Raw genomic sequence first — 23,164 nt, forward strand, 5'->3', positions numbered from 1 at the left:
GTCGAAACGCGTAGAACTTGGGCCCCCGCCTTCGCGGGGGCGACGTTTCTCACTGAGTAGTCGTCCTCTTCACCTCTGCCACGTCAACTTGACCCCCACCGTCCTGGGCACCTCGGTGCGCACGGGCGCCACGCCGTATTCCGCGTGGCTGCCGTTCAGGTTCGTCCCGATCACCGATAATTCCATCCCCGGCGCGAACCGCCAGCCGAACCGCGCGTCGATGGCCGTGTAGGCCGGCACGTACGGGAATCCCAGCGCGCCGTTGCGGCGCACGGCCAGTTCCAGCTCGCGCTTCTCGTCGAGCGTGTGGCTGGAGCGCAGCTGGGCCGTGTAGGCCGGGTCGCGGCCCGTCGTCATGACGCTGCCCAGGTCACCGCTGCCCGGCTTGAGCGCAAAGTCCTCGTGCAGCAAGGTCGCACCCGCCGCGATGCGCCACGACTCGCTCACCTGCACGTTGCCCCACGCTTCGATGCCGCGCGCCTGGCCAGCCATCAGGTTGCCGAACACGACCGCGCGCCTGTCGGGGGTGATGTCCTGGGTGCGCAGGTGGTCGTACAGGTTGCGGTACGCGGTCACGGAATACGACACGCGCTGCCCCGCCTGCCCGCGGTAGCCCAGTTCGAACACGCGCGCGGTCTCGGACCGCACTTGCCGGCCGCCCGCCAGCAGGTAGGGCGGCGCGCCCGGCACGTAGGCGTCGACGTCCAGCCGCGACGGCGCGCGCACCGTGCGCGACACGGCCGCCCAGAACGCGTGCGCCGGCGTGGCGCGCCACGACAGGCGCACGGTCGGCAGGAATTCGGCGCCCGTGTACGGATTGCGCTCCCAGCGCGCGCCGATGGTGGCGCGCAGGTCGTCCCGCAACGCCATCTCGTCCTGCGCGAACAGGCTGGCCCAGGCCTGCCTGTCGCTGGCCGGCAGGAAGGCGACGAAGCGGCTGTTGTCGACGTGGTCCCAGCTGTAGCGGTACTCGCCGCCCCACACGATGCTGTGGCGCCCGGCCGGCGCCAGCGCGTGCTGCAGCTCCACGTCGACAATGTCCACGCGGTCGGCGAACGTGGGCGGCACGCGGCGGTAGCGGGTGTCGTAATAGGCGCGCGCGGTCACGCTGCCGCCGCCGTCGATCTGGTGCTCCCAGCGCCCGGTGACGTTGGCGCCGTGCAGCCGGATGTCGTCCAGGCCCGTGCTCGCGCCGGGTGCCGCGATGACGCCCGGCACCGGCTGGCCCTCGCGCCCGCGCCAGGCATTGGCGTTGACGCTGAACCGCTCGGGCCCGCGCTCCCAGTCGCCGCGCCAGCCGACCTGGCCCTGCGTCCAGTCGTCGTCGATCGGCTGGCCCGACGCCAGTTCGCTGTGCGCCAGCCTGAAGACCTTGCCGTACGCGCGCCAATGGCCGCCGTCCGTCGCGGCGCCGTGGCGGAACGCGGCCTGGACGCCGCCGTCGTCGGCGCGCAGCACCAGCAGGTCGCCCTGCGTGTCGCGCGCGCGGCGCGTCGTGATGTTGATGACGCCGTTGACGGCATTCACGCCCCACAGCGTACCGCCCGGGCCGCTGATCACCTCGATCCGCTCGACGTCTTCCAGCATGACGTCCGGCTCGTCCCAGAACGTGCCGGAAAACAGCGGCGAATACACGGAGCGGCCGTCGATCATCACCAGCAGCTTGTTGGCCGGGCTGTTGCTCGTGCCGTTCATGCCGCGCGCGGAAATGAAAGCGTTCGTGTTGCTGCTGCGCGCGACCTGCACGTTGGGCGCCAGGTTCAGGGCCTCGACGAGGGTGCGGGCGCCGGAGCGGCGGATGTCGTCCGCCGTGATCACGAACACGGACGCCGGCGCGTCCTGCAGGCGCTCGGGCCGGCGCGATACCGACGTGACGTCGATGTTCGCCAGCTCTTCGATCGACAGGTCGACGAACTCGCCGCCCGGCCGCCGCGCCCCCTCGTCGGCATGGACCGGCTGCGCCAGCAGCAGCGCGGCCACCAGCAGGGGCGCGCCGGACGTGCGGCAATGGGTTCTGGGAACCATCGGATTCATCGCTTACCGAAAGAAATAATCATTTCCCAATCATTATCTTTTATAAATCCATTTTTTTAACATTTTACCTTCACGGTCGCGCGATTTTGTCGCGCACGCCGCTCGGGCTGGCATACGAACCACGGATTGTCCCATTTACTGAACAAAGTTATCCGCGTAGCTGGCTTCCTTACGATATTTGGAACAGGTAAAGTGTCCCTATTGCAAAACAACGCCGGTGCGCGAGTCGTGCTAGTGTGTTTAAGGAAATGCCGGCTGCTTAACCTGGCCGAACTTGGTAAGATTTGGTTCTAACACGTACTAACTGATCGGAGACTCCGCCCATGCAGCGCTATACAACGACCGCCATCGTGCTTCACTGGCTGATCGCCGTGCTGATCATCGGGGCGTTCACGCTCGGTCTCGTGATGACGGACATGCCCGGCATCTCGCCCACCAAGCTGAAATATTTTTCGTGGCATAAGTGGGCGGGCGTCACCGTGCTGCTGCTGGCCACGTTGCGCCTGCTGTGGCGCCTGAAGAACCGCCCGCCGGCCCTGCCCGCGTCGATGCCCGCGTGGCAGCGCGGCGCCGCCCACGGCCTGCACCACCTGCTGTACGTGCTGATCTTCGCCGTGCCGCTGTCCGGCTATTTTTATACGCTGGCGGCCGGCTTCCCGGTCGTCTATTTCGAACTGATCAAGCTGCCCGTGCTGATCGCCAAGGACAAGGCACTGGCCGACACGCTGAAGCCGATCCATTACTGGCTGAACATGACCATGGCCGGCCTCGTCGGCCTGCACGTGGTCGCCGCCCTGAAACACCAGATCGTCGACCGCGACGGCACGCTCGGACGCATGCTGCCCGGCCGTTCCCACTGAAGGAGATACCATGACATTCACCCGTGGCGGCCTTGCCGCCTCAGTTGCCGCGCTGCTTGCCGGCGTCACGCTGATCGCCAGCGCAATGCCGCTCAAGACCGACGTGGCGCACAGCAGCGTCTCGGCCGTGTTCAAGCAGATGAACGTGCCGGTCGAATCGAAGTTCAAGCGCTTCGACGCGCAGATCGACTACGACGCCGCGCATCCGGACAAGGCGACGGCGCGCGTCGACATCGACACGGCCAGCTTCGACATCGGCGAGGCCGAGTACAACAAGGAAGTGGCCGGCAAGGACTGGTTCAACTCGGCCAAGTTTCCCAAGGCGACCTTCGTGTCGTCCGCGATCAAGCCGGCCGGCGCGGGCAAGCTGTCCGTCTCGGGCAAGCTGACCATCAAGGGCCGGGTCCAGGACGTGACCTTCCCGGTCACCATCAAGCCGGAAGGCACCCGACAGGTTTTCGAAGGACAGCTGCCGATCAAGCGGCTGGCCTTCAACATCGGCGAAGGCGAGTGGAAGGACACGAGCATGGTCGCCGACGAAGTCGTCATCAAATTCCGCGTCGCTGCGGGACAGTAATCCACACCCCATCGTAAAGGACCGTTTTTCATGAAATTCAAGCACCTCGCCCTGCTCGCCGCCGTCTTCGCTTCCAGCGCCGCCTTCGCCGCCGACACCTACAAGGTCGACCCGGCCCACACCTACCCGAGCTTCGAGGCCGACCACTTCGGCGGCCTGTCCAACTGGCGCGGCAAGTTCGACAAGAGCGACGGCACCATCGTGCTGGACCGCGCCAACAAGTCGGGCACCGTCGACATCACCATCGACACCACGAGCCTGGACTTCGGCTACGCCAAGCTGAACGAGCACGCCAAGGGGCCGGACATGTTCGACGTGGCCAAGTACCCGACCGCCACCTACAAGGGCAAGCTCGTGTTCAAGGGCGACGTGCCGGCGTCCGTCAACGGCGAACTGACCCTGCACGGCGTGACCAAGCCGGTCACCCTGCACATCAACCAGTTCAAGTGCATCCAGCACCCGATGCTCAAGCGCGAAGTGTGCGGCGCGGATGCGTCGGCCACGTTCAACCGTGCCGATTTCGGCGTGGACTACGGCGTCAAGATGGGCTTCAAGCCGGAAGTCAAGCTGGCCATCCAGGTCGAAGCCGTCAAGCAGTAATCGGCGTATCCCGACGTAAAAAAGCCTCGCGTCGCGAGGCTTTTTCTTTTGGCGAACAATCAGTTTCGGTAGGGTGGGCGGCCCCCGCCCACGCGTTCAGGCAGCGTATGAATCGACATATTCAACGTATCGTCCATTTCACGCGCCGGTTGAACGCGTGGGCACGTGGTGCCCACCCTACCCGTCGATCAACGGCCGTCGCGGTCCAGATCGCCCGGCATCGCACGCTCCACGCGGTCCCACGCGGCGCGGCTGGCCGACTTGGCCTGCTCCCACGACAGGCGCGACTGGCCCTTCACGCGATCCCACTCGTCGGCCATGTGCGGCTCGGCCAGGTCGTAGTTCGGGAAGCGGCGCGCGTTGTTGTAGCCCAGCGCGTAGGCCGGCGAATAGTCGTCGTACGTGTAGCCCTGGGTGTAGTACGGCTGGGTTTGGTAGTTGGTGCGCCAGTAGGCATCTTCCGCCGTCGGATTGACGAGGTGGCCGGCACCCTTGCCCACCATGCCGCCGGCGATGCCGCCGATGGCCGCGCCGGCCGCCATGCCCACCGGGCCGCCTACTGCGCCCAGCGCGGCACCGGCCGCGGCACCGCCGCCCGCGCCGACGCCGCCGGCCAGGTTGTGCTCATGCAGCTGGTCGCCCGGTTTCGGGTTCGCGACCTCGCCCGCGCCCTTGCCTGCCATGCCGCCCGCGATACCGCCGATGGCAGCGCCCGCGACGGCGCCGATCGGACCCGCCGGGCTGCCGATGGCCGCACCGGCCAGTGCGCCCGCACCGGCGCCGGTGCCCTGCGCCAGGTTGTGTTCATGCAGGCGGTCTTCCGAGTGCGGATTGACCACTTCGCCCGCGCCGCGGCCCGCTGCGCCACCGGCCAGGCCGCCGATCGCGGCACCGGCCAGGGCACCGACCGGGCCGGCCACGGAACCCGCCGCCGCGCCCATTGCCGCGCCGGCGCCGGCACCCGTGCCCTTGGCCAGGTAGTGTTCGCCCAGGTCGTCCCCCGCTTTCGGATTGACGACTTCGCCCACGCCCTTGCCGGCCATGCCGCCGGCGATGCCGCCGATCGCGGCACCGGCCGCCATGCCGACCGGACCGCCGACCGCGCCCAATGCGGCGCCGGTGGCCGCGCCCGCGGCGGCGCCGATGCCGGTGCCGATCACGTGCGAGCCGCCGTTATCGACGAAGGTCTGGTTCAGGTAGGCAACGTCCTCATCCGAGCGCGGCGTCACGCCCAGTACGATGCCGCCGTTGTTGATGCCTTCCTCGTAGTGCTTGACGCGCTCTTCCGGGATGCCGGCGCCGATCAGTGCACCGATCAGGCCGCCGGTGATGCCGCCCGCGCCCGCACCGGCCAGGGCCGCCGCCAGCGGACCGGCGACGACGAGGCCGGCGCCCGGGATCACGAGCGAGGTGCCGATCGCGGCCACGCCGGCCAGCACGGCGCCGATGGTGCCGCCGATGCCGGCGCCGGCAGCGGCGCCCTCGGCGGCCTTGCTGCCCAGCTCAGTCTCGGTGTCGGTAAATTGGGTCTTGCGGGTGGTGTCCGACATCATCAGGTTGACGTCGTCCTTCGTATAGCCGCGGGTCGAAATCGCGTCATAGGCACGCTCCGCGCTGGCGCGGTCGGGGAACAGCCCGGTGACCATGCGGTTTTGCTTGTTCTGCTCTGTCGTCGTCGTGTCGAAAATGGCCATGATGAAATTCCTTTCAGTAATCGAATCGGTCCGGGATGTCGCGGTTCACTTGATGCAAAGTGGCTTAAACGATATGCCTGCCGAGCAGTGCGCTTCTGTTCGCTGACGCACCCATTCCAGGACATTCCGCATCACAAGAGAACGCACTCGCGGTTTGCGCGTCTAACGTTCGGCAACGCACCGACCCCGGGGGGTGTGCATCACTAGACTTTGCACATGGCCTCGGCAGTTAATTGGCCTGGAGTATGTTTTTTCCAACTTGAGGAGGACTCAACATGTTATTCATTATCTGGATCGTTGTCGGTGGTGTGCTCGGCTGGCTCGCCAGCATGGTCATGAAGACGGATGCTGAGCAAGGCATGATTCTCAATATCGTGGTTGGCATCGTGGGAGCCTTCCTGGGTGGCTGGCTGCTGTCCCCGCTGTTCGGCAGTGGCACCATCAACTCCGATGACTTCAGTGTGTCGTCGCTGCTCGTGTCGTTCCTGGGCGCCGTCATCCTGCTCGCAATCGTGAATCTGCTGCGTCGCGGCCGCGTCCGCTAAAACAGGTGCAAGCCCCACTTTGAAAACCAACGTCGCATGGCGTTGGTTTTTTTACGTCCGGAATCCGAGCTCATGCGCATCAAACGTTCCATCGTCGTCCTCATCACTTGCATCGCCACGCTCGTGGCGGGCTTGCTCGTGCTGAACTTTTCGCCCGGCGAAAAGAAGATCGACACGCAGTTGACCCGGCAATACGACACGAACGACCCGCAGTTCCGGCGTTCGCTCGGCGTGCTGCTGGGCCCGCCCATCATCGAGGGCAACAAGGTCGAAGCGCTGCTCAACGGCGACCAGATCTTTCCCGCCATGCTGGACGCGATCCGCTCGGCGCAGAAATCGATCAGCTTCGAAACCTATATCTATTGGGAAGGCACGATCGGGCGCGAGTTCACGGAAGCGCTGTCGGAACGGGCGCGCGCCGGCGTCAAGGTGCACGTGCTGCTCGACTGGATCGGCAGCATGAAGATCGGCGAGGCCGCGCTCGACGAGATGCGCCGCGCCGGCGTGGAAGTGCACCGCTATCACAAGCCCGTGTGGTGGAAGCTGGCGCGCCTGAACAACCGCACGCACCGCAAGCTCCTGATCGTCGACGGCAAGACCGGCTTCACGGGCGGCGTCGGCATCGCCGACAAATGGCGCGGCCACGCCCAGGACCCCGACCACTGGCGCGACTCCCACTTCCGCGTCGAAGGTCCCGTCGTCGGGCAGATGCAGGCCGTGTTCAACGACAACTGGACGAAGGCGACCGGCGCCGTGCTGGACGGCCCGGACTATTTTCCGGCGCTCGTCGCGCAAGGCGACATGCCCGCGCAGATGTTCTCCAGCTCGCCCACGGGCGGCAGCGAGAGCATGCACCTGATGTACCTGCTCGCGATCACGGCCGCGCGCCACACGATCCACCTGTCGAATTCCTACTTCGTGCCGGACGAGCTGGCCCTCAAGGCGCTCATCGCGGCGGCGAAACGCGGCGTCGACGTGCGCATCATCACGCCCGGGCCGGTCATCGATTCCGACATCGTGCGCGCCGCGTCGCGCGAGCGCTGGGGCGAACTGCTGGCGGCCGGCGTCAAGATGGCCGAATACCAGCCGACGATGTACCACGTGAAGGCGCTGGTCGTGGATTCGCTCCTCGTCTCGGTCGGCTCCACCAACTTCGACAACCGCTCGTTCATCCTCAACGACGAGGCGAACCTGAACGTGCTCGACGCCGGCTTCGCGAAACAGCAGGAGGCGGTCTTCGAAGACGACTGGAAGCATGCGCGCCAGGTCAGCCTGCAGGCCTGGCAGAACCGGCCCTTCTCGGAAAAGATCGGCGGCATGCTGGCGGACCTGATCGGGGCGCAACTATGAACCGGGCCATGCCTAAATCCTTCCTCCCGCTCGCCCTCCTCGCCGCCTGCGCCGCGCACGCCGACGAAGGCATGTGGATGCCGCAGCAGTTGCCGCAAGTCGCGCGGCAACTCAAGGCGGACGGCCTCGAACTCGATCCGGCGACCCTCACCCGCCTGACCGGCTTCCCGATGGGCGCCATCGTCAGCCTGGGCGGCTGCTCGGCCTCGTTCGTGTCGCCGCAGGGCCTCGTGATCACGAACCATCACTGCGTGTACAACAGCGTGGCCGTCAACTCGACGCCGCAGCGCGACCTCCTCGCCGACGGATTTCTCGCGCGGACGATGGCCGATGAACTGCCGGCCGCGCCGGGCAGCCGCGTGTTCGTCACCGAGGACGTCGCCGACGTCAGCCGGCGCGTGATTACGCCGGACGTCGCCAGGCTGGCGGGCAAGGCGCGCCTGGACGCGATGGAGACGAACCAGAAGTCCCTCGTCGCCGAATGCGAGCAGGACGCCGGCTACCGCTGCACGGTGGCGAGCTTCTACGGCGGCCTCGCGTTCTACCGCATCAAGCAGCTCGAGATCCGCGACGTGCGCCTCGTGCACGCGCCACCAAGCGGCATCGGCAAGTTCGGCGGCGACACCGACAACTGGATGTGGCCGCGCCACACGGGCGACTACGGCTTTTATCGCGCCTACGTCGGCCGCGACGGCAAGGCCGCGGACTACGCCAGGGACAACGTCCCGTACCGTCCCAGGCTGTGGCTGAAGATCGCGCCAGGCGGCGTGCGCGAGGGCGATTTCGTCATGGCCCTCGGCTACCCGGGCCGCACGAACCGGCACCGCCTGCCGTCCGAAGTGGCGTTCACGTTCGACTGGAACTATCCGGCCTATGTGAAGGCGGCGGGCGAGACGCTGGCCGTCATCGAACGCGAGACGAAGAACGATCCGGCCGCGCACCTCAGGTACGCGGGCCAGATCGCCAGCGTCAACAACTACTACAAGAACCGCAAGGGCATGCTCGCCAGCTACCAGGGCAGCGACATCCTCGCGCGCAAGACGGCCGAGCACAATGCATTGAAGGCCTGGGTGGATGCGAACCCGCGGCGCAAGGCGGAATTCGGCGCCGCCATCGAGGCGGCCGAACGGCTGATCGCCCGGCGCGACGCGCAGACCCGGCGCGAATTCTTCCTCGGCTATTCGATGCCGCGCTTCCTGAACGCGGCGCGCACCCTGTACCGGCTCGCCAACGAGCGCGCGAAGCCGGACGCGCTGCGCAAATCCGGCTACCAGGAACGCGACCTGGCGCGCCTGGCGTCCGTCATCGGCGGCCAGGACCGCACGTACGACGACAAGGTCGACAAGGCCCTCGTGCTGAACTTCCTGAAGCAGTACGACGCGCAGCCGCTCGACCAGCACGACGCCGCGTTCGACAGTGCCCTCGGCATCAAGCCGGGCATGGGGGAGACCGATCTGAAAGCACTGCTCGACCGCATCTACGCCGGCTCGCATCTGCAGGACAAGGACGTGCGCACGGCGTGGCTGACGAAGACCCCGCAGGACTTCAAGGCCAGCAACGACAGCTTCATCAAGGCCGCCGTCGCGATGTACGACGCCGACATGCGGCGCGAGGCGGAGGAAGACGAACTGGCCGGGGACATCCAGCAGGCCTACGCCGGCTACATGAAGGCCAAGATCGCCTACATGAACGGCCGCGGCCAGGCCGTCTACCCGGACGCCAACTCAACGCTGCGCGTCACCTTCGGCAACGTCAGGGGCCGCGACTACGGCGCCGACGGCACCGGGTCCTGGACCGCGTTCACGACCGTGAAGGGCGTCGTCGCCAAGCACACGGGCGCGGGCGAATTCAACGCGCCCGAGCGCCAGCTGGCCGCGATCCGCGCGCGGGACTTCGGCCGCTGGGCCGATCCGGTACTCAAGACCGTGCCGGTCGACTTCCTCGCCACGCTGGACATCACGGGCGGCAACTCGGGTTCGGCGGCGCTGAACGCCCGCGGGGAACTGGTCGGCCTCGCGTTCGACGGCACGCTCGATTCCATCATCTCCGACTGGGATTTCAATCCGCGCGCCACGCGCGACATCCAGGTCGACATCCGCTACATCCTGTGGAACATGGAGAAGGTGGACCATGCCGACAACCTGCTCAAGGAGATGAACGTCAAGTAAAAACCGTACGTTCATCCGCGCGCCATGCATTCCATGCCGCGCACGGCGCAGTTCATTCCATTGCCGCTGCCGGCCGCCGCGCCGCCCGCTACACTGCCTCCATATCGACACATAAGGAGAACGGCAATGAAGCGGATCTGGATCTGGTGCTGGGCCCTGCTCGGCATCGCGTGCGCGCCCGTGCACGCGCAGGAAGACAAGGTTCAACAAGAACGGGCGCAGGCATGGACGCAAGCCCGGGCCATCGTGGCGGACCTCGATAAAATCGTCGCGCCGCACGGCGTGCAGGAGTCGTACAAGACGCGCATCGGCGGCATCGACCAGTGGCTCACCGTGCGCGGCCAGGAACGCGACAACCCGATGATCCTGTTCGTCCACGGCGGCCCGGCATCGCCCGTCACGCCGACGCTGTGGCAGTTCGAGCGCCCGCTCGAGGAATACTTCACCATCGCGAACTGGGACCAGCGCGGCGCCGGCAAGACCTACGGCGAGACCGCCCCGGACAAGGTCGCGGACACCATCCACATCGACCGCTACGTCGACGACGCGATCGAGGTCGCGGAGCACCTGCGCCAGCGCTACGGCAAGAAGAAGCTGATCCTGATGGGCCACAGCTGGGGCACGATCGTCGGCATGAAGGCGGCGCTGAAGCGTCCCGATTTATTCTATGCCTACGTCGGCATCGGCCAGGTGATCAGCATGCGCGAGAACGAACGCATCAGCTTCGACTACGCGCTGGAGCAGGCCAAGGCCCACGACAACGCGGAAGCGCTGCACGATCTGCAGTCGATCGCGCCCTACCCCGGCAACCAGCCGATCACGCGCGAACGCATCATCATCGCGCGCAAGTGGCCCCAGTACTACGGCGGCTTGAGCGCATACCGCAGCGAGTCCGCCTATTATTTCGACGGCCCGCGCCTGTCGCCGGACTACGATGCGAAGCAGGCGAAGGACATCGACCAGGGCAGCCTCCTGACGCTGGGCCGCATCCTGCCGGAGTTCGTGCAGGTGGATTTCTCGAACGTGAAGACGTTCCCGATCCCCGTGGTGATGTTCATGGGCCGGCACGACTACACGACGCCGACGGCACCGACCGCGGCCTGGCTCGCGCAGGTGAAGGCACCCATCAAGCAGGCCGTGTGGTTCGAGCGCTCGGCGCACATGATCCCGTGGGAAGAACCGGGCAAGACGCTGGTCAGTTTATTGACCTATGTGAGGCCGTTGGCGCAGCAATAACCGAAAGTGTAAAACGTCGCCCCCGCGCAGGCGGGGGCCCGATTTGCGAGCGCAGCCGATACGCGTACAAAACGTAAAACGTCGCCCCCGCGCAGGCGGGGGCCCAATTTTGCGAGCGCAGCCGATACGCGTACAACCTGGGTCCCTGCCTTCGCAGGGACGACGTTGTTATGCGTACGTGATCACTTCAATGCGTCAACTCCGCCTGCGCCGCATCCACCTTGTTCAAGCGGCTGTTGCGGATGCCGTAGCCGAAATAGGTGAGCACGGCCACCGTCATCCAGATGGTGAACACGGTATAGGTCGTGCTGGACAAGCCGCCCACGAGATACAGGCAGGCGAGGATCGACAACCCCGGCACCAGGTAGGGGCCGAACGGCACGCGAAAACCCTTGCGCCCTGTTTCGCCCTGCTTGCGGCGGATGACCGGCACCGCGACCGACACGACGATGAACGCGACCAGCGTGCCCATGCTCACCATGTCCCACAGGAAGGTGGAGTCGACGAGGCCCGCGACGATGCCCACGGCGACGCTGACGATCAGCGTGTTGGTCACCGGCGACTGCGTGCGCGGATTGACGGTGCGGAAGGCCTTCGGCACGAGGCCGTCCTTGGCGATGGCGTACAGGATGCGCGTCTGGCCGTAGATCGTCACCAGCGTCACGGAGAACACGGAGATGACCGCACCGGCCGACAGCACGAGCGCGGGCCACGCCTTGCCGGTCACGTTCTGCAGGATCACGGCGAGGCCCGCTTCCTGGCCCGCGAACATCGCGGCCGGCTGGGCGCCGAGGGCGGCGATCGCCACCAGCATGTAGAACACCGTGACGATGCAGAGGGCGGCCAGGATGCCGATCGGGACGTCGCGCGTCGGGTCCTTGACCTCTTCGCCGGCCGTGGCGATGGTGTCCAGGCCGATGAACGAAAAGAACACGGTGCCCGCCGCCGCCGTCACGCCGGCCAGGCCGCCGATGCCCTTGCCGGTTGCGGGCCAGACGAACGGGTGGAAGTTGTGGATGTCGAAGCCGGACAGCGCGATCGCGGAAAAGAACACGAGGATCGCCAGCTTGATGAGCACCATGATGGCGTTCGTCGTCGCCGATTCCTTGGTGCCGCGGATCAGCAGCACGCAGCACAGCACCACCAGCAGGATCGGCGGCAGGTTGATCTGGCCGGCGTGGAATTCGACGCCGCCGGTCTTGCCGGCGACGATCATGGGCGAGCGCAGCGCATCGGGAATCTGCCAGCCGAGCGCGTTCTGCAGGAAGTTATTCAGGTAATCGGACCAGCCGATGGCCGTCGCGCTGGCCGCGAGGCCGTACTCCAGCAGCAGGCAGGCCGCGACGATGAAGGCGGCGAACTCGCCCACGGTGGCGTAGGCGAAGGAATACGAGGACCCGGCGGCCGGCACCCGGTTGGCCAGCTCGGCATAGCACAGCGCCGTGAGGCCCGCGGTGACGGCGGCCATCAGGAACGACAGCACGACGGCCGGACCGGCCTTCGGCACGGCTTCCACCATCGTGAAGAAGATGCCGGTGCCGATCGTGGCGCCGACGCCGATCATGGTCAGGGGAAAGAGGCCCAGCGAGCGGCCCAGGGCGTGGGCGGAGCCGTCATCCGATTTGTGCTCGGATGTCTTGGTGCGGATGAGCTTTTGGCCCAGGGTCTGGTTCACGACGTGTCCTCTTGGCGCGGGTGGCGCTGATTATATGTGTTATGTGGATGCGATATAAGCACCCAAAGTCCGCGATTATAGGGCCAGTTTCCGGGGCTGCTTTCAGTGCCGCAAAAAAATACTTCACTTAAATATGCATTTTTTATGCATATTTAGGTAGAATACGTCCGTGCAGGTAGAATACGCCGGTACCCACTGAGCTTACCCGATGCGACTCACTCGATTCTCCGATATTGGCCTGCGTGTCCTGATCTATCTGGAACGGGCGGGAGAACGTACGCAGCCGGTGACGGTGGCCGAGATCGGCAGGCAGTTCGACATCCCGCTGAACCACCTCGTGAAAGTGGTCGGGCAGTTGGCGAAGCTGGGCTGGGTGCAGGCGACGCGCGGACGCAACGGTGGCCTGCGCCTCGCGGCCGATCCGGCAACGCTCACGATCGGCCAGGTGCTGCGCAAGCTGGAAGGCGAGGACGACGAGCTGGTCGACTGCGAAGGCACGGACTGCGCGCTGAAGCTGGATTGCCAGCTGCGCGGCATGCTGCGCACCGGCATGAAGGCCTTCTACGACGCGATGGACCGTTTTACCTTGGCCCACGCCACGGCCGGCAATACCGGCGAGCAAGTCATGCGCATGCACCGGATGTTCTGGGATGGCGCGGCAGCAAGAAGCAGGCTGCCGGCCACGGAGCCGGTGAGTGAGGATTAACTCATCAGTATCTTGATGATATGTTGGCAACGCCCGCCATGCGGGCCTTTTTTTGAACCGTAAATCTGCATTTTAAATGCATAATTAAAGGAACCAAGATGATTTCCGAAGCATCCCGCCCCTACATCGATGCCAGCGTCCCCGTCCTGCGCCTGCATGGCCTGACGATCACCAAGCTGTTCTACACGAACATGCTGGGCGCGCATCCCGAGTTGACCCGCATCTTCAATATGGGCAACCAGGCAAGTGGGGCGCAGCAGCAATCGCTGGCATCGGCGGTGTTCGCCTATGCGGCCAACATCGGCAATCCGGGCGCGCTGGGTCCTGTCGTCGAGCGCATCGTGCACAAGCACGTGTCGATCGGCATCCGCGCCGAGCACTACCCGATCGTCGGCAAGCACCTGCTGGAATCCATCGCCGCCACGCTGGGCGACGCCGCCACGCCGCCGCTGCTGGACGCCTGGAAGGAAGCGTATAACTCGCTGGCCAGGCTGTTGATCGAAGCGGAAGCGAAGATGTACAGCACGGCCGGCATCCAGCCGGGCGAGACCCGCCCGATGCGCGTCACCGACGTCACGACCGAAAGCTTCAACGTGCTGTCGATCCGCTTCGTCCCGGCGGACGGCAAACCGGTCCCCGCGTTCAGGCCGGGCCAGTACGTCAGCGTCGCCGTCGACCTGCCGGGCGGCCGCCACCAGCTGCGCCAGTACAGCCTGTCCGATGCACCCGACGGCGCAAGCCTGCGCATCTCCGTCAAGCGCGAAGACAGCATCGACGACACGCCGGCCGGCGAAGTGTCGAACTGGCTGCACGCGAACGTCAAACTCGGCGCCACCTTGCAGGTATCGCACCCGTTCGGCGAATTCACGCCCGAGACGGAAGGCGACAAGCCGCTCGTGCTGCTGTCGGCCGGCGTCGGCATCACGCCGATGGTCTCCGCACTGAAGCGCGTGGCCGGCGTGAATCCGCAGCGCCGCGTGATCTTCGCGCATGCCGCCCGCGATGCCGCCCACCATGCGCTGCGTGCGGAAGTCGACGCGCTGCAGGCCGTGATGCCGAACCTGTCGGTCGTGACGTTCCACGAAGACGCGCAAGGCGCCGCCGGCGTCATCGAGGGACGCATGGACGTGGCCAGGTTGCCGGCATGGCCGCGCGAGGAAGCGAACGTGTACCTGTGCGGACCGCACAAGTTCATGCAGGCGCAGTGGCTCGATTTGCTGCATGCCGGCGTGCCGGCGGGGCGTCTGTATCGCGAGGTGTTCGGGCCGGAGCTGCTGGATCACCTGCTCTGAGCCTGCGTGCGTCGAACGCGTGGGCGGAGGCAATGCCCCCGGCATTACCTCCCGCCCACCCTACGTGCTTTCGTTGGGGGGCACCCGTGCCCACGCGTTTCATTACGTGCTCTCGTAGGGTGGGCACCCCGTGCCCACGCGTCCCACCACATTCAATTCACGACCTGGATGAGCGTCCCGCGCACGGTCCGCTGCGCGGGATTGCCGTACACGCGGATGCCGCCGGACCCGCTGTTCTGCGCGACCAGCGACTGCTTCACGTTCGCCGTGATGCCGCCCGATCCCGTCGCGGACAGGTCCGCCTGCTCGCTCGCGAGGTCGGCCAGGTCCAGGTGACCGGACCCGTTCGACCGCGCCGCCAGGCTGCGCACGGCGCCCGCCACGCGCAGCTGGCCCGAGCCGTTCAGGTTCGCCGTCACGTGCTCGCCCTGCATGCGGCCGACGACCAGCCGGCCGGAACCGCTCATGGACACGGTGCCGCCGCCGCTCTGCAAGGTCGCCGCATCGATGCTGCCCGAACCGTTCATCGCCGCATCCAGGCTGGCCACGCGGCCCGTCAGCAGCACCGAGCCCGAGCCCTGCTCGGCCACGACGAGCGGCGCGCCGTTCAGGTCCTGCACGGTCAGGTGGCCGGAACCGTTATGGCGCACGTCCGTCAGGCGCGGCACGGTATAGGTCACGCGCACGGCATGATTGGTGCGGAACGACCGCTCCTTCTCGATGACGAGGCGGTCGCCGCGCAGTTCCGTACGGATGAACGGCAGCAGGTTGCTGTCCGCCTCCACGACCAGCGACGTGGCCGGGCCGACGCGCACGTCGACCGTGATGGTGCCGTTCACTTCCAGTCCCGGCACGGTGGCGATCGCGCGTTCGTCGCGCGCGACCGCGCCGTTGCCTTCGACGCTGTCGTCGGAGAACGGCGTGCGGACGTGGTAGTCGCCATCGCCGTTCGGATTGACGATGATGGCGCAGCCGCCGAGGACGGCGCAAGTGATGGCGATGGCGAGCGGAGTACGCATGATGTCCTTTTCTTGTTGTCAGTGGATGGCGCGGCAAGGCCGACCATGCCACTGTAGCAAGGGCATCCGGCACCCGCCCGCGGCATGCGACAGGCGGTAGAAAAGACGGAATAAACGGTCGCGGCGGGCGACGGTCAGCGCTGGCCCAGGCGCGTGCCGCCGAACAGGTGCTTGAATTCGTGCGGCTGCGAGCGCCAGTACTGCGGCGGCGCGCTGACCGTCGCACCCAGTTCCGCCGCCGCGTGCCACGGCCAGCGCGGGTCGTACAGCATGGCGCGCGCCAGCGCAACCATGTCGGCCTGGCCCGTCTGCACGATCGTCTCGGCCTGCTTCGCTTCCGTGATCAGGCCCACGCCGATGGTCGGCATCGACGTCTGCGCCTTGATGCGGGCGGCGAATTCGATCTGGTAGCCCGGGCCGACGGGGATCTTCTGCTGCGGCGACACCCCGCCGCTCGACACGTGGATGAACTGGCACCCGAGCTTTTCGAGTGCGCGCGCCAGCACGAGACTCTGGTCCAGGTCCCAGCCGCCCTCGACCCAGTCGCTGGCCGAGATGCGCATGCCGACCGCCATCTCGGGCGCCACGGCGGCGCGCACTGCCTCAAACACCTCGAGCGGGAAGCGCATGCGGTTGTCCAGCGAACCGCCGTAACGATCGTCGCGCCGGTTCGACAGGGGCGACAGGAACTGGTGCAGCAGATAGCCGTGGGCGCCGTGCAGTTCGATGGCGTCCAGCCCCAGCGCATCGGCGCGGCGCGCGGCGGCGACGAAGCCGTCCTTCACGCGCTGCATGCCGGCCGCATCGAGCGACAGCGGCACGGTTTCACCGGCCGCATGCGGAATCGCGGACGGCGCCACGGTCTGCCAGCCGTTCGCCTGGCCGGCCGGGATGTTCGCCCCGCCCTGCCACGGCACCTCGCTCGACGCCTTGCGGCCCGCGTGGGCGAGCTGGATGGCGATCTTGATGGGCGCGTGCTTGCGCATGGCGTTCACCACCGGCTCCAGCGCGGCCGCGTGCTCGTCGGACCACAGGCCCAGGTCGGCGTGGGTGATGCGCCCCTCCTCCGTCACGGCCGTCGCCTCGATGATCAGGAGACCGGCGCCGGACAGCGCGAGATGGCCGAGGTGGATCATGTGCCAGTCGGTCGCGAAGCCCCGGTCGGCGGAGTATTGGCACATCGGCGCGATGGCGATCCGGTTGGCCAGCGCGAGCGGGCCGAGTCGGATCGGAGAGAACAGCTTGCTCATGGGTGGTGCACTCCCTTGACGTAGGGTGGGCACCCCGTGCCCACCAAATGCATGCATAAAGGGATAGTCTAGCGCGCGCGGTTAAAACGCGCTTTTCGGGAACGGATACGTGCGTTGGACGCGTGGGCGGAGGCCGCCCACCCTACCCGTAACGCCAACGTAGGGTGGGCACCCCGTGCCCACGCGTTCAACCGGCGGTGCCAGGCACGATCAATCCGCGCGGACGACCATGATCCCCGCCCTTAGCCCGACCCGCACGTCCGGATTCGGGAACACGACATACTCTTCGTCGTGCTGAACGGTATAAACCGTATCGCCATCCCGCGCGATCACGTCGCCCTTCCTGAGCGGCGTGAAGTTCTCGGTGTCGCGCCCGAAACTCATCGTGAACGCATCGGACAGCTTGGTGATCGACTGCGCGGTATTGAACACGATGGGCGCCTTGCCCTCTCCCGCCGTCGAACCGCGCAGCAGTCCGTGCAAGGCCGCCGCCATCGCCGCGAACTGCGCAAGGTCGTTCTGGCCCAGCGTGCCGATGCGCCCCAGTTCCACGGTGGTGCCCGCGGTGGCGTGCCGTTCGGCCGTCCAGTAACTGTACGTGCCGGCGGAGGCCGGGTTCATGATGACGGCTTCGATGCCGCCGACACCCAGCCACGCGATCAGCTCACGGCGCGCTTCGGCCGCGATCAGTTCCGGCACGATCGCAAAACGGGGATAGCGCGATCCGCGGATCGCCGTGTGCAGGTCGAGGTGCCAGCGGCGCGGGCCGCTGCCGTCGAAGAAGCCGGCGGTCGCCGCGATCAGCGCGTCCGCCCGGCCGGCCTCGAAGGTGCCTGCCAGGTCGCCGCGCTGGTCGCGGAACATGCGGTTCAGGTCCGCATCGATGAAGCGCTTGCCGGCCGCGATCGCGTCGATGTTCCCGACGCACAGCATCAGGTCCACCGCGAGTGCTGAGGGCGCGCGCGACAGCGCCTCGATGGCGTAGGCCACCATCTCGATCGGCCCCGTCTCGTCGCCGTGCACACCCACCGACAGCAGCACGGCGGGACGATGCCGCGACGGCACGGCCGCCTTCACCGTCAGCACGCCCTTCGCAGGCTGGCCGACCGTGAAGCCGGCGCCTGCGAAGCGGGCCGCCACCTCGCCGAAGTCGGCCTGGGCCAGCGCCCGGATCTCCTTCGGCAAGGTATCCAACTGAGCGAACGAAGCGGCCGCCATCGCGTTACGCCAGCGTCGCGACGGTGAGGGCCGCGGTGCCCGCTGCGATGCGGTCCGGGCTCGAACCTTCCGACAGCGACCACACGGCCAGCATCGCCTGTTCGAGGTCGGTCGGCTGGACGTAGCCGCCGGACAGGCCCATCGCCGCCGTCAGCTCGCGCACCGCGGCCTGCATGTCGCCGGTGGCGCGGCTCGCTTCCAGCACCTCCAGCAGCAGGCGTTGCTGCGTGCGGCGCAGGGCCTGCAGCGCGTAGTTGCGCAGCTGTTCCTGCGACTTGCTGATGGCCGGCAGCTTGAGGCCGCGCTCCAGCGTGTCGATGCCGGCCTGCCCGCGCAACAGCATGCCGACGCGCAGGAACTCGGCCAGCGACATGCCCTGCGGACGCTGGACGGAGACGGCCGCGAACAGGAAGGCGGCCAGCGATTCGACCGTATCGACGGCTTTCCACGCCTGCACGAACGACGACGACAGGCCGGCCTGCGCATCGGCATCCGACTTCGCCGGCATCAGCTGGCGCAGTTGCTCCGGCTGGGCGAACAGGTTCGACAGCTCTTCCATGCCGCCGGCGCCGGCCTGTTCCGCCGGCAGCGACAGCACGCCTTCGATCACGGTGCGCAGCATCACGCGGGTGCGCGCATCGACCGTCTGCGACACGTCGCGCGGCACGACCAGCGCGTCATGGTCCAGCGCCTCGAACACGTGCGCCAGGTGCAGCGCGGCCCAGGCCTGGCCCCACGCTTTCACGACCTCGGCGTCGTCGATGCGGTGTTCCAGCGCCAGGTCGCGCAGCATCAGCGGGCCGCAGCGGTTGACGGATTCGTTCGCCAGCACGGTCGCGAGGATCGCATTGGCCAGCGGATGCGCCAGCGGATCGCGCGTCGCCACCAGTTGCGCCGGGAAGTACGGGCGCAGGATGGTCTCGGCCCACGGCAGGCCGGTGAGCGGCAGCGCGGCCAGCAGGCGCTTGAAGCGGTTCTTGACGTTGGCGACGACGACGGCCAGTTCCGGCGTCGTGAGGCCCAGGCCGAGGGCCTTGCGGCGCTGCAGTTCCGTCTCGCTCGGCAGCTGTTCCAGCTCGCGCGACACGGCGCCTTCCGCCTCGAGGCTCGCGATCAGCGCGGCATAGCCGTCGACGACCGCGCTGTTCGATTGCGCCTGCGCCTCGCGCACCAGCAGGTGCGTCTGCAGCGTGTTGTCGCGCAGGACCAGCTTCTCGATATCGCCCGTCATTTCCGTCAGCAGGCGGTTGCGCTCGCCCTCTTCCAGCTGGCCGGCGTTGACTTCGGTGTCGAGCCAGATCTTGACGTTGACTTCGTGGTCGGAGCAGTCCACGCCGGCCGAGTTGTCGATCGCATCGGTGAAGATGCGGCCGCCGGCCAGTGCGAATTCGATACGGCCGGCCTGGGTCGCGCCCAGGTTGCCGCCTTCCGCCACGACCTTCACGCGCAGCTCGTTGCCGTTGACGCGGATGTTGTCGTTGGCGCGGTCCTTCACCTGCGCGTGGGTCTCGTTCGACGCCTTGATGTAGGTGCCGATGCCGCCGTTGTAGAACAGGTCGACCGGTGCCAGCAGGATGCGGTGCATCAGTTCTTCCGGCGTGAGCGAGGTCTCGGCGATGTCGAGCGCTTCACGCACCTGCGGCGACAGCTCGATGTGGCGCGCGGTGCGCGGGAACACGCCGCCGCCTTCCGAGATCAGGTCCTTGTCGTAGTCTTCCCAGGAACTACGTGGCAGCGCGAACATGCGCTTGCGCTCGTTGAACGAGACGACGACGTCCGGATTCGGGTCGAGGAAGATGTGGCGGTGGTCGAACGCGGCCAGCACTTTCAGCTGGCGCGACAGCAGCACGCCGTTGCCGAACACGTCGCCCGACATGTCGCCCACGCCGACCATCGTCACCGGGGTCGTGTTCATGTCGTGGCCCATCTCGTAGAAGTGGCGTTTCACCGCTTCGAACGCGCCCTTCGCCGTGATGCCCATCTTCTTGTGATCGTAGCCGTTCGAACCGCCCGACGCGAACGCGTCGCCGAGCCAGAAGCCGCGCGAGACGGCGATGCTGTTGGCGATGTCGGAGAAGGTCGCGGTGCCCTTGTCGGCGGCCACCACGAGGTACGGGTCGTCCTGGTCGTAGCGCACGGTGTCGCCAGGGGGCACGATCTCGCCGCGCACGCGGTTGTCCGTCATTTCCAGCAGGCTCGCGATGAACAGGCGGTAGACGGCTTCGCCTTCGGCCGCGACGACGTCACGTGCGGCATCCTTCGGCATCTGCTTGCAGACGAAACCGCCCTTCGAGCCGGCCGGCACGATGACGGCGTTCTTGACCATCTGCGCCTTCACGAGGCCCAGCACTTCGGTACGGTAGTCTTCCATGCGATCGGACCAGCGCAGGCCGCCGCGGGCGACCGGGCCGCCGCGCAGGTGCAGGCCTTCGAAGCGGCGCGAGAACACGTAGATCTCGCGGAACGGACGCGGTTCCGGCACCAGTGCCAGGTGGCTCGTGTCGAACTTGAAGATGATCTTGTCGCCGCGATTTTCGGCCGTCCCCTGGAAGTAGTTGGTGCGCACGGTCGCCATCACGAGGTCGACCAGCGCGGCCATGATTTCCTCGGTGTCGGCGTGGTTGACGGTGGCGAGACCCGCCTTCAGCGCGGCCAGCTTGGCGTCGCCCGCTGCGCGTTCCTCGTCCGACAACGCCGGATCGAAGCGCAGCGCGAAGCCTTCCACGAGCTCCTTGACGAGCGCCGCGCGCGGGCGCAGCGTTTCTGCCATGTAGCGGGTCGAGAACTTGCTGCCGGCCTGGCGCCAGTAGCTGATGTAGGCGCGCACCAGCTGCACTTCGCGCATCGACAGGCCGCCTTCGATCGTGAGACCGTTCAGGCGGCCGTCTTCCGCTTCGTCGTTGAACAGCGCGGCGAACAGTTCGTCGGCCACGTCGACGACGCCCGGTTTCGCCAGCTTGGCGGCGGAATCCGCGTCGACGATCAGGCTCGTGATGTAGCGGCGGGTGCCGTCGGCCGTGTCGATCCAGAAGCTCTGTTCGCGGTCGATGGCGACGCCCGCGTTCTGCAGCGCCGGCAGGATGCGCGACAGCGACGGCATCGTGCCCGTCGAGTACAGGCGCAGGGAGGTGACGCCCGCTTCATCCGTCTCGATACGGACCGATACGTGGCCCTGCTGGCCGTTCGCGAGGATCGCCCCGACGTCGCGGAAGGCGATTTCCGGCGCGGTGGCGGCCACGTAGTTCACGGGCAGCGTGGGCAGGATCTTGCGCAGCGCGTTGCGGGTCGGGACGTCTTCGACCGTGTCGGTCAGCGCGGTGTAGCGGTCATGCCAGCCGTCCAGCACGGACAGCAGCGGTTTCTGGATGTCGGTTTCCAGGTCGAGCGGATAGCGCGCGGCCTGCGCGATCAGGTACACGCGGGCCAGCGGGCCATCGGCGACGAGGGTCTGCGTGCGCACGTCGACGGCGCCCGAGCTGTCCTTCAGCGCCTGCGCCAGCGCGGCGACGACGGCGGCGCTGTAGCGCTCGCGCGGCAGGTAGACGAGGACGTTCAGGTGGCGCTGGTACACGTCGCGGCGGGCGAACACTTTCGCGCGCGGCTGCTTGTACAGCGAGACGACGGAGCTGCACACCTGGGCGAGCCACTCCGGGTCCGCTTCCAGCGCTTCGGTGCGCGGCAGCGATTCCAGGATCTCGAGGAATTTCTCGGCGCGGAAGCCTTCCTGGCGCACGCCGGCGATGGACAGCACTTGCGCCACGCGGCCGCGCGCGAACGGCAGGCGCGCCAGCGGGGTCGCGGTGGCGGCGCGGGTGAACAGGCCGACGAAGCAGTGTTCGCCGATCGTATTGCCCTGCGTGTCGGTGTCGCGCACGCCGATGAAGTCCAGCGGCTGGTCGCGGTGCAGGGTGCCGGCCACGTCGGCCTTCACGATCGACAGCGTCTCGTCGCGCTTGGACAGGATCTCGAAGTCGCCCGGGATGTTCTGCAGGCAGGTGCCGTACACGGGGTGCGCCGTGTCCTGCAGCACGCCGATGCGGCTCGGGATGTCGCGTTCCAGTTCGCGCACGCCCGGCTTCACGAAGTAATACGCGTAGCCGAACGGCTCGAAGCCTTCGTTCTTGGCCCACTCGAGGAAGGCGGCCACTTCCTGGCCGGACGGCGTGCCCTGGGCCGCCGCCGCTGCCGCGACGGCCGTCATACGGTCGGCCATGGCGACGGCGTCGCGGTGCACGATGGCGGCGTCGCGCGCGACCATCTGGATGCGCGCGACCAGTTCGGCGAGTTCGTCCTGCGGCAGGTCTTCGGCCAGCAGGCACAGGACATACGATTCCAGCGGCGCGCCCGCTTCGCCGACGGCGACCACGCGGCCGGCGGCGTCGCGGCGCACCGGCAGCACCGTATTCAATACGCCCGACGCGACGACGCGCTGGCGGCGCAGCGCCATCACGAACGAGTCGACGAGGTAGGGCATGTCCTCGTTCAGGATCAGCAGTGACGTCGACATGCCGCAGCGCCCGTCCGTGTAGCGATTCTCCGCGATCTGGCAGCCGTCGGTCGTGCGCTGCGCCACCTGGGCGAAAGCGTCCCACAGGATGGCGGCGAGGTTGCGCGGATCGATGCCGGCGAGGTCGTCCTCGTCGAGGGCGCCGATCCAGGCGCCGATCAGCGCGCCCACCTGCTCGGGGGCGCCGGCCGGCTTGTTCTCATTGACCAACGCGAGGGTTTGCGTGCGCAGATCGTGAGGCATGTCTTTGTTCATTTGCTTCTCCAAAGCTGATAGTTGCGCCGGGTTCGTCACGGCTTGTGGCCACATGTTCCCGGCTTGTATGGACAGGGTTGTCCCGTCCAGATTCTTGCTTCCTTGTTACCGGAAACTATCCTTTACTGTAGGGTGAGCTCCCCGAGCTTACGCGTAACGTTTGCGTGATGCCGGCGTC

Annotated in this window: 16 protein-coding genes; 9 read left to right on the forward strand and 7 right to left on the reverse strand. The window is 67.0% G+C overall.

The window, feature by feature from the left end; translation table 11 throughout:
• Window positions 1-69 precede the first annotated feature (69 nt).
• Window positions 70-2,025, reverse strand: coding sequence for a TonB-dependent siderophore receptor (locus ASC93_RS05875; RefSeq protein WP_157201758.1), 1,956 nt, complete (start codon window positions 2,023-2,025; stop codon window positions 70-72).
• A 332-nt stretch (window positions 2,026-2,357) separates the two neighbouring features.
• Here ASC93_RS05875 and ASC93_RS05880 point away from each other — a divergent pair, with 332 nt between their 5' ends.
• Genes ASC93_RS05880 through ASC93_RS05890 form a run of 3 tightly spaced genes read left to right on the forward strand, consistent with a single transcriptional unit; the run spans window position 2,358 to window position 4,071 of the window.
• The gene (locus ASC93_RS05880; RefSeq protein ID WP_056438580.1) at window positions 2,358-2,894 is read left to right on the forward strand and encodes a cytochrome b; all 537 of its coding nucleotides are present in this window, start codon (window positions 2,358-2,360) and stop codon (window positions 2,892-2,894) included.
• A 10-nt stretch (window positions 2,895-2,904) separates the two neighbouring features.
• Complete coding sequence (locus ASC93_RS05885) at window positions 2,905-3,471, forward strand: YceI family protein (RefSeq protein ID WP_056438583.1); 567 nt, start codon at window positions 2,905-2,907, stop codon at window positions 3,469-3,471.
• 30 nt (window positions 3,472-3,501) lie between these two features.
• Window positions 3,502-4,071, forward strand: a complete 570-nt coding sequence (locus ASC93_RS05890) for a YceI family protein (protein WP_056438586.1) — start codon at window positions 3,502-3,504, stop codon at window positions 4,069-4,071.
• A gap of 188 nt (window positions 4,072-4,259) precedes the next feature.
• On the opposite strand, the gene ASC93_RS31905 is transcribed toward ASC93_RS05890, so the two are convergent.
• The gene (locus ASC93_RS31905; protein ID WP_056438589.1) at window positions 4,260-5,765 is read right to left on the reverse strand and encodes a hypothetical protein; all 1,506 of its coding nucleotides are present in this window, start codon (window positions 5,763-5,765) and stop codon (window positions 4,260-4,262) included.
• A gap of 275 nt (window positions 5,766-6,040) precedes the next feature.
• Between ASC93_RS31905 and ASC93_RS05900 the strand changes: the two genes are divergently transcribed.
• The 4 genes from ASC93_RS05900 (at window position 6,041) to ASC93_RS05915 (ending at window position 11,064) form a co-directional block, all read left to right on the forward strand.
• Window positions 6,041-6,310 carry a GlsB/YeaQ/YmgE family stress response membrane protein gene (locus ASC93_RS05900; protein WP_056438592.1) on the forward strand — a complete coding sequence of 90 codons (270 nt, stop codon included), beginning with the start codon at window positions 6,041-6,043 and terminating at the stop codon, window positions 6,308-6,310.
• A gap of 72 nt (window positions 6,311-6,382) precedes the next feature.
• Complete coding sequence (gene cls / locus ASC93_RS05905; protein WP_056438595.1) at window positions 6,383-7,660, forward strand: cardiolipin synthase; 1,278 nt, start codon at window positions 6,383-6,385, stop codon at window positions 7,658-7,660.
• 8 nt (window positions 7,661-7,668) lie between these two features.
• A complete protein-coding gene (locus ASC93_RS05910; protein WP_056438598.1) occupies window positions 7,669-9,828 on the forward strand; it encodes a S46 family peptidase in 2,160 nt (719 codons plus the stop codon).
• A gap of 126 nt (window positions 9,829-9,954) precedes the next feature.
• Window positions 9,955-11,064, forward strand: coding sequence for an alpha/beta hydrolase (locus ASC93_RS05915; RefSeq protein ID WP_056438600.1), 1,110 nt, complete (start codon window positions 9,955-9,957; stop codon window positions 11,062-11,064).
• 187 nt (window positions 11,065-11,251) lie between these two features.
• On the opposite strand, the gene ASC93_RS05920 is transcribed toward ASC93_RS05915, so the two are convergent.
• Window positions 11,252-12,739: an APC family permease gene (locus ASC93_RS05920; protein WP_056438604.1), complete on the reverse strand. Its 1,488-nt coding sequence runs from the start codon at window positions 12,737-12,739 to the stop codon at window positions 11,252-11,254.
• A 208-nt stretch (window positions 12,740-12,947) separates the two neighbouring features.
• On the opposite strand from ASC93_RS05920, the gene ASC93_RS05925 reads away from it, so the two are divergent.
• Complete coding sequence (locus tag ASC93_RS05925) at window positions 12,948-13,445, forward strand: Rrf2 family transcriptional regulator (RefSeq protein ID WP_056438607.1); 498 nt, start codon at window positions 12,948-12,950, stop codon at window positions 13,443-13,445.
• A 98-nt stretch (window positions 13,446-13,543) separates the two neighbouring features.
• The gene (locus ASC93_RS05930) at window positions 13,544-14,737 is read left to right on the forward strand and encodes a globin domain-containing protein (RefSeq protein WP_056438609.1); all 1,194 of its coding nucleotides are present in this window, start codon (window positions 13,544-13,546) and stop codon (window positions 14,735-14,737) included.
• Window positions 14,738-14,889: 152 nt separating this feature from the next.
• On the opposite strand, the gene ASC93_RS05935 is transcribed toward ASC93_RS05930, so the two are convergent.
• The 4 genes from ASC93_RS05935 to ASC93_RS05950 form a co-directional block, all read right to left on the reverse strand.
• Window positions 14,890-15,756, reverse strand: a complete 867-nt coding sequence (locus ASC93_RS05935) for a head GIN domain-containing protein (protein ID WP_056438613.1) — start codon at window positions 15,754-15,756, stop codon at window positions 14,890-14,892.
• 134 nt (window positions 15,757-15,890) lie between these two features.
• Entirely contained in the window at window positions 15,891-17,006 is a 1,116-nt protein-coding gene (locus ASC93_RS05940; RefSeq protein ID WP_056438616.1) for an NADH:flavin oxidoreductase/NADH oxidase, read from the reverse strand.
• 210 nt (window positions 17,007-17,216) lie between these two features.
• On the reverse strand, window positions 17,217-18,224 hold the full coding sequence (locus ASC93_RS05945) for a succinylglutamate desuccinylase (RefSeq protein ID WP_056438619.1): 1,008 nt from the start codon (window positions 18,222-18,224) through the stop codon (window positions 17,217-17,219).
• A gap of 4 nt (window positions 18,225-18,228) precedes the next feature.
• A complete protein-coding gene (locus ASC93_RS05950; RefSeq protein ID WP_056438623.1) occupies window positions 18,229-22,986 on the reverse strand; it encodes an NAD-glutamate dehydrogenase domain-containing protein in 4,758 nt (1,585 codons plus the stop codon).
• Between the last annotated feature and the right edge of the window lie 178 nt (window positions 22,987-23,164).

It is taken from the genome of Massilia sp. Root335 (assembly GCF_001425685.1).
GTDB lineage: Bacteria > Pseudomonadota > Gammaproteobacteria > Burkholderiales > Burkholderiaceae_D > Telluria > Telluria luteola.

Bases quoted from the DNA above. Each gene is read 5' to 3' on its own strand.
- ASC93_RS05875 (WP_157201758.1), bottom strand. From the start codon at position 2,025: ATGGTTCCCAGAACCCATTGCCGCACGTCCGGCGCGCCCCTGCTGGTG.
- ASC93_RS05880 (WP_056438580.1), top strand. From the start codon at position 2,358: ATGCAGCGCTATACAACGACCGCCATCGTGCTTCACTGGCTGATCGCC.
- ASC93_RS05885 (WP_056438583.1), top strand. From the start codon at position 2,905: ATGACATTCACCCGTGGCGGCCTTGCCGCCTCAGTTGCCGCGCTGCTT.
- ASC93_RS05890 (WP_056438586.1), top strand. From the start codon at position 3,502: ATGAAATTCAAGCACCTCGCCCTGCTCGCCGCCGTCTTCGCTTCCAGC.
- ASC93_RS31905 (WP_056438589.1), bottom strand. From the start codon at position 5,765: ATGGCCATTTTCGACACGACGACGACAGAGCAGAACAAGCAAAACCGC.
- ASC93_RS05900 (WP_056438592.1), top strand. From the start codon at position 6,041: ATGTTATTCATTATCTGGATCGTTGTCGGTGGTGTGCTCGGCTGGCTC.
- cls (WP_056438595.1), top strand. From the start codon at position 6,383: ATGCGCATCAAACGTTCCATCGTCGTCCTCATCACTTGCATCGCCACG.
- ASC93_RS05910 (WP_056438598.1), top strand. From the start codon at position 7,669: ATGCCTAAATCCTTCCTCCCGCTCGCCCTCCTCGCCGCCTGCGCCGCG.
- ASC93_RS05915 (WP_056438600.1), top strand. From the start codon at position 9,955: ATGAAGCGGATCTGGATCTGGTGCTGGGCCCTGCTCGGCATCGCGTGC.
- ASC93_RS05925 (WP_056438607.1), top strand. From the start codon at position 12,948: ATGCGACTCACTCGATTCTCCGATATTGGCCTGCGTGTCCTGATCTAT.
- ASC93_RS05930 (WP_056438609.1), top strand. From the start codon at position 13,544: ATGATTTCCGAAGCATCCCGCCCCTACATCGATGCCAGCGTCCCCGTC.
- ASC93_RS05935 (WP_056438613.1), bottom strand. From the start codon at position 15,756: ATGCGTACTCCGCTCGCCATCGCCATCACTTGCGCCGTCCTCGGCGGC.
- ASC93_RS05940 (WP_056438616.1), bottom strand. From the start codon at position 17,006: ATGAGCAAGCTGTTCTCTCCGATCCGACTCGGCCCGCTCGCGCTGGCC.
- ASC93_RS05945 (WP_056438619.1), bottom strand. From the start codon at position 18,224: ATGGCGGCCGCTTCGTTCGCTCAGTTGGATACCTTGCCGAAGGAGATC.
- ASC93_RS05950 (WP_056438623.1), bottom strand. From the start codon at position 22,986: ATGAACAAAGACATGCCTCACGATCTGCGCACGCAAACCCTCGCGTTG.